The organism is [Clostridium] symbiosum ATCC 14940 (genome assembly GCF_000466485.1).
In the GTDB taxonomy this organism is placed as follows: Bacteria; Bacillota; Clostridia; order Lachnospirales; family Lachnospiraceae; genus Otoolea; species Otoolea symbiosa.
The window spans coordinates 1-4,844 of record NZ_KE992975.1 but is presented as its reverse complement, the minus strand read 5'-3'; the positions used below and the strand labels follow the sequence as shown (position 1 = coordinate 4,844).

Here is a 4,844-nt window from a genome sequence, read left to right as displayed (position 1 = left end):
GGTGACCTGTGCGCGGAGCGTGCAGGTTATCGTTGCCTGAACGTTACGAATACATTTACGGAGGATTAACTATGACAGATTTGACAGTTGCGTTTATCGGACTCGGCCTTATCGGAGGCTCTGTAGCCAAAGGACTAAAGCGTAGAGCGCCGGGCACCAGGATTATGGCATACATGCGCACCAGAGAGAAGCTGAAACAGGCAAAGCGGGATGGGATTGTGGATGTAATTCTGGACGGTGTCGACGAACACCTGTCGGAATGTGATATCATTTTCCTCTGCACCCCCGTGGAATATAATGCCGATTATCTGCAGCAGATCAAACCGTTTGTCAAAAAGGGGGCTATCGTTACCGATGTGGGAAGCACCAAAACGAATATCCATGAGACGGTAACATCTCTCGGGATGGAGGACTGCTTCGTAGGCGGCCATCCGATGGCCGGTTCCGAAAAGACCGGCTATGAGAATGCCTCCGACCACCTCCTGGAGAATGCCTACTATATTATCACGCCTACGGGAAAGACTCCGTCTTCCTTCACGGAACGCATGACAGGGGTTGCAAAAGCCATCGGAGCCATTCCGCTCGTGCTGGACTACCGGGAGCATGATTTTATCGTGGCTGCCATCAGCCATCTTCCCCACCTGATCGCCTCGAGCCTCGTAAATCTGGTTCACGACTGTGATAATGAGAATCAGACAATGAAACGGCTTGCGGCCGGCGGATTTAAGGACATTACGCGCATTGCCTCCTCCTCCCCCGTGATGTGGGAACAAATCTGCATGACCAACGACGCCAATATATCAGTTATCCTCAAACGGTATATTGAATCACTGGGCCATATCCTTACGGATGTAGAGAGTAAAGATTCCGGAGCCATTCACCGGCTGTTCGAATCCTCACGCGACTACCGGAATTCCTTTGCAGACAATTCAAAGGGCTCCGTCACGCCAGACTACTCCTTCTCTGTTGACGTTGTGGACGAACCCGGCACTATATCCATAATCTCCGCGATTCTGGCAGGCCAGGGCATCAATATTATGAATATCGGCATTAACCATAACCGTGAACACGGGGAAGGCGCCCTCCGGATTTCCTTCTATGATGAGGCCTCCATGACGGCTGCCTGGGTACGCCTTAAAAATTACAATTATACACTCTTTCTCGGCTGATGCCCGAAAGAAGAATGAAGATGAAATGAGGTTCTGTTTATGAAATTCTCCAAAGCCCGCCGTTTATCGGGCGAATTGACCATACCGGGTGACAAATCCATATCACACCGCAGTATCATGTTCGGATCTATTGCCGAAGGCCTTACCGAGGTGCGTGGATTTCTTCAGGGGGCAGACTGCCTCTCCACCATTTCCTGTTTTACAAAGATGGGAATTCCTATTGAGAATAAGGGGGAAACTGTCCTGATTCACGGCAGGGGGCTGCGCGGGCTTACCGCCCCGAAAGAGATCCTGGACTGCGGCAACAGCGGCACCACGACACGGCTGATCTGCGGAATCCTGGCAGCCCAGGATTTCGATGTAACCCTGACAGGGGATGAATCCATCTGCCGGCGGCCCATGAAGCGGATTATGGAACCGCTTTCCATGATGGGGGCAAAGATTAGAAGTATCCATTGCAATGACTGTGCTCCTCTTGCAATTACCGGATGCCGTATCCATGGAATCCATTACCAGTCACCCGTGGCCTCCGCCCAGGTGAAATCCGCCGTATTGCTGGCCGGCCTTTACGCCGAAGGAGAAACCCGTGTCACAGAATCTTATATCTCGAGAAATCACAGCGAGCTGATGCTTTCCGCGTTCGGGGCCGATATCCGCACTGAAAATACAACGGCTGTTTTGAGACCGGGAAATGCTTTAAAAGGATTGTGTATTACCGTTCCCGGTGATATCTCCTCAGCCGCATTCTTCATCGCCGCTGCCCTGATTGTTCCGAATTCCGAGGTTCTGATCCGCAACGTGGGCATCAATCCGACCCGGGACGGTATTCTTCATGTGTGCAGGCAGATGAATGGTAACATTTCAATCCTGAACCGTAAAAATGAATCGGGGGAGCCGACAGCGGATCTGCTGGTCCGGTCTTCAGCCCTGCAGGGAGCCGTCATTGAGGGAAGCATTATCCCGACCCTTATAGACGAGCTTCCCATGCTTGCCGCCATGGCCTGCTATGCAAAGGGCATTACCGTAATCCGCGACGCCGCCGAACTTAAGGTAAAAGAGTCCAACCGGATTACCGTCATGGCGGAAAATCTGAGAGCCATGGGCGCCGATGTCACGGAAACAGAGGACGGAATGATCATTCATGGCGGCCGCCCGCTCCACGGCGCCGTAATCGACAGCAAAAAAGATCACCGGATCGCCATGACCTTCGCCGTAACAGCCCTGGCTGCGGAAGGCGAGACGGAAATACTCGACGCGGAGTGTGTTAATATCTCTTATCCCGGTTTTTATTCCGATCTTGCCAGGCTTAAACGTGAATAGCCGGAAGGCCGTAACGGAAACAGAATCGTATTATCCGATCCTGTATCCGTTACGGCCTTCCCTTTTCACTTCGTAAAGCAGTAAATCTGCTTTTTCATATAAAATCGCTGAACTTTGTCTCGTCTGTCCTCACTGCAACGCTAAATAACCTCTATCTGACACATCTTCATCGCTTCCAGAGCATTGCGGTGGCTTTCCGGAGTAACACCGGCACAGCAGGCGGCCCTCACACGGATCGGAGTGCCCGGAAGCACCGCTTTAAGAAGAAGTGCGATAGATATAACGCAGATATCCGTACACAGGCCCACCAGCTCAATTGAGTCATAATCCTTATCCCTGGCATATGCCGCCAATTCCACACTTCCGAACGTCGGCTTTTCAAAACGCTTCCCTTCATACCCGCTAAGAGGGCTGCAGAGCTGCCATCCTTCTGTCTCCTTTTTGCAATGTTCCACCGGAAGGTTCTTTCCTTCCAGAGTCTCAAGATAATTGTCATAATGTGTATCCATTGTAAAGACAACCTCCTGCCCCTCGCTTTTGTGCTGCTCAATCCTCGCCTGCACCTCCGGAACGATTTTCATGGCCTCCTCTGTTCCCAGAGAGCCATCCACAAAATCATTCTGCATGTCAATCACTACCAGCAGTTTCTTCATTTCAGTACAATCCCCTTTCATCCAGCCGGACGGCCTCTCCCCAAAAGGCCTGCCGGTTCCATTTTCTGTTAAAAGCGATTATATCATATTTTTTCTGCAAACGCTATTGACAAATCAGGAAAAAAGTATTAGGATTAGAAAAAATAAAACCGTTGAAAAAGAGGAGTAAGTTATCTTACGACATTACAGAGAGCTATGTCATGGTGGAAGCATAGTATGAAGTTGGTAACCGAATGGACTTTTGAGGGCAGCCCTGAACAACAGTATGGGCTGACGGAAACCGCAACCGTTATCTGGCGGCATATATGTTAGTATATGAATGAGTGGGCTTTACGTCAATTTGGGTGGTACCGCGGATTTATAAATTCGTCCCAGATGCAGGAAACTGTGTCTGGGGCTTTTTTTTATTTAACAGGAAAGTTCTTCCGTTAAATAAAAACCGCTCCGCTGAGGATCGCACTGCGGCGGTAGGGAATTATGTCGCCAAAGCGACCGCGCTCCGGCGCGGGAGTCTGCCGAGCAGACTCAGTCTAATTAAAATCATAAAAACAGTTAATGGAGGAAAGAATTATGAAAAAGAAAGTATTTGCATCATTATTAATCGGCGCTATGGCTGCAGCGGCATTATCAGGCTGCTCTTCATCAGGAAATAAGACTGAAACCTCAGAGCCTGCAAAGACGGAAGCTGTCTCAGAAGGAGCAACAGAAACAGAACCGGCAAAAGCCGGGGAAGAAAATACAGGAAACCTTGTTGATGGGAAATATACTATCGGCATCGGACAGTTTGCCGTACACGGTTCCCTTGACAACTGCCGTGAAGGTTTTATCCAGGGCCTGGCCGAGGAAGGCTTTGTGGAAGGTGAAAATCTTACAATCCTCTATGAGAATGCCAACGCGGACGGCGGAACATCGAGCCAGATTATCACTAACTTTATCTCTAAAAAGGCTGATTTAATCTGCGGCATTGCAACGCCAATCGCTCAGAGTGCATACAGTGCGGCAAGAAAAACAGGAACACCTGTTATCTATACGGCAGTGACTGACCCGGTTATGGCAGAGCTTGCCAACGCGGATGGTTCACCGGTAGGGGAAGTGACAGGCACCAGCGATAAGCTTCCTGTGACAGAACAGCTCCAGATGATCCGCGAAGTGCTTCCCGATGCAAAAAAAATCGGAATCATGTACAGCACAAGCGAGGTTAACTCCCTCTCCACCATCGAAGAATACAAAGCAGCGGCTCCTGAATACGGATTTGAAATCATAGAGAGCGGTGTTTCATCCGCGGCCGATGTCCCGCTGGCCGCAGACCAGCTGGTACAGAAGGTAGACTGTATTAACAATCTGACCGATAACACGGTTGTAAGCTCTCTCCAGGTTGTTCTGGATGCTGCGAATAAAAAAGGAATCCCGGTATTCGGCAGTGAGGTGGAGCAGGTCAAAGTCGGCTGTCTTGCATCTGAAGGCCTTGATTATGTGGCTCTTGGAAGACAGACAGGACAGATGGCCGCCAAAGTATTAAAAGGCGAGGCAAAAGCCAGCGAAATGAATTTTGAAGTGATTAAAGGGGCATCCTTTTATGGGAATACTAAAGTAGCTGAAAACCTGGGTATCACATTACCGGAAAGCCTGACGGCAAATGCCGCCGAAATGTTCGACGAGATCACACAGTAACGATAACCTGTACGCTCTGCGCACAGGTCAC

At 49.9% G+C, this 4,844-nt stretch carries 4 protein-coding genes and 1 other annotated feature; of the genes, 3 read left to right on the top strand and 1 reads right to left on the bottom strand.

Annotation, left to right across the window (positions count from 1 at the left end):
- Positions 1 to 71: 71 nt before the first annotated feature.
- Complete coding sequence (locus CLOSYM_RS16280; protein WP_021642956.1) at positions 72 to 1,169, top strand: prephenate dehydrogenase; 1,098 nt, start codon at positions 72 to 74, stop codon at positions 1,167 to 1,169.
- A gap of 39 nt (positions 1,170 to 1,208) precedes the next feature.
- Positions 1,209 to 2,489 carry a 3-phosphoshikimate 1-carboxyvinyltransferase gene (aroA, locus tag CLOSYM_RS16275; RefSeq protein ID WP_021642955.1) on the top strand — a complete coding sequence of 427 codons (1,281 nt, stop codon included), beginning with the start codon at positions 1,209 to 1,211 and terminating at the stop codon, positions 2,487 to 2,489.
- A gap of 140 nt (positions 2,490 to 2,629) precedes the next feature.
- On the opposite strand, the gene CLOSYM_RS16270 is transcribed toward aroA, so the two are convergent.
- On the bottom strand, positions 2,630 to 3,142 hold the full coding sequence (locus CLOSYM_RS16270; RefSeq protein WP_044902638.1) for a cysteine hydrolase family protein: 513 nt from the start codon (positions 3,140 to 3,142) through the stop codon (positions 2,630 to 2,632).
- 143 nt (positions 3,143 to 3,285) lie between these two features.
- Positions 3,286 to 3,519: a binding site (T-box leader), on the top strand.
- Between the two features lie 193 nt (positions 3,520 to 3,712).
- Between CLOSYM_RS16270 and CLOSYM_RS16265 the strand changes: the two genes are divergently transcribed.
- A complete protein-coding gene (locus tag CLOSYM_RS16265) occupies positions 3,713 to 4,813 on the top strand; it encodes an ABC transporter substrate-binding protein (protein WP_044902636.1) in 1,101 nt (366 codons plus the stop codon).
- Positions 4,814 to 4,844: the final 31 nt, after the last annotated feature.